The sequence below is a fragment of the Caballeronia telluris genome (assembly GCF_001544495.1).
Classification (GTDB): Bacteria; Pseudomonadota; Gammaproteobacteria; order Burkholderiales; family Burkholderiaceae; genus Caballeronia; species Caballeronia telluris.
Genome location: NZ_FCNZ02000133.1, coordinates 1 through 1,112 on the forward strand (window position 1 = coordinate 1; position 1,112 = coordinate 1,112).

Below are 1,112 nucleotides of genomic sequence, written 5' to 3' on the forward strand. Positions count from 1 at the left end.
ACAGGGCGGTTTCAAATCGAAGCGCAACAAGGGGTTTAATGTTTAGCGCCTTGAGGTTGACTCGCTGAGGCAAGTGTCGCAGCGAAGACCTCGAATGGCGAATGGAACGCGTGAGTTGCGCGCGGCCGGCTGTTCAAACCGTCGGCGATAGCATCGAGTTCGGCCTGACTGTAGACCGAGAGGTCGGTGCTTTTGGGCAGGTACTGACGCAGCAATCCGTTGGTGTTTTCGCAAGTGCCGCGTTGCCACGGGCTGTGCGGGTCGCAGAAGTACACTCTGACGCCGGTGGCGGCGGCGAGTTCTTGATGCCGCGTGAGTTCCTTGCCCTGGTCGTACGTAAAGCTCTGGCGCAGGGGTTCGGGAATCGAATTGAGTTTGGCCGAGAAGCCCGCCAGAGCGGAGGCCGCTGTTGCATCCTCCATCTTGGCAAGCAGCACCAGCCGGCTGGTGCGCTCAACCAGCACGCCAACGGAGGATTGATTGCCGGCGCCTTTGATGAAGTCGCCTTCCCAGTGGCCCGGCAGCAGGCGGTCTTCGATTTCGGGCGGCCTCACGTGAATACTGACCATGTCGGGAATCTGTCCGCGTCGGTCGGTGCCGCGCGAGCGCGACATGCGGGTACTGTGGCCGTGGCGCAGGCAGGCAATCAATTGGCGGCGCAACTCGCCGCGCGGCTGAGCGTAGATAGCCGTGTAGATGGTCTCATGCGATACGTGCTGGGTCGGGTCGGTCGGATACATGCGCTTAAGTGTGCCCGATATCTGCTGGGGCGACCACTTCCATTCGAGCAGGGTGAGCACAACCCGCCAGCGAACGCTTTGCGTGCACAGCTTGGCGGGGCGGCGACCAGCGCTACGGCGGGCGGCGCTCAGCGCTTCGGCTGACACTGAAGCGTAGCCAGCAGGAGAGCCGTTGCGCGTCAGCTCCCGGCTCACAGTGGACGGAGAGCGCCCGAGCATTCGGGCCATGGCCCGAATGCTCACATCCTGCAGTCGTAGGCTTGCGATGGCGAGGCGTTCTTCAGGTTGCAGCTGCTGGTACGAAGTAGTTTTGTCGGGCATTGCAACACCTTATACGAGACACGTGTTGCACCTCGCTTTTGAGGCCGTCCA

General features: G+C 62.0%; 1 protein-coding gene. It reads right to left on the reverse strand.

What is annotated here, in order from left to right:
* Nucleotides 1-35: 35 nt before the first annotated feature.
* The gene (locus tag AWB66_RS32555) at nucleotides 36-1,061 is read right to left on the reverse strand and encodes an IS30 family transposase (RefSeq protein WP_087634057.1); all 1,026 of its coding nucleotides are present in this window, start codon (nucleotides 1,059-1,061) and stop codon (nucleotides 36-38) included.
* Between the last annotated feature and the right edge of the window lie 51 nt (nucleotides 1,062-1,112).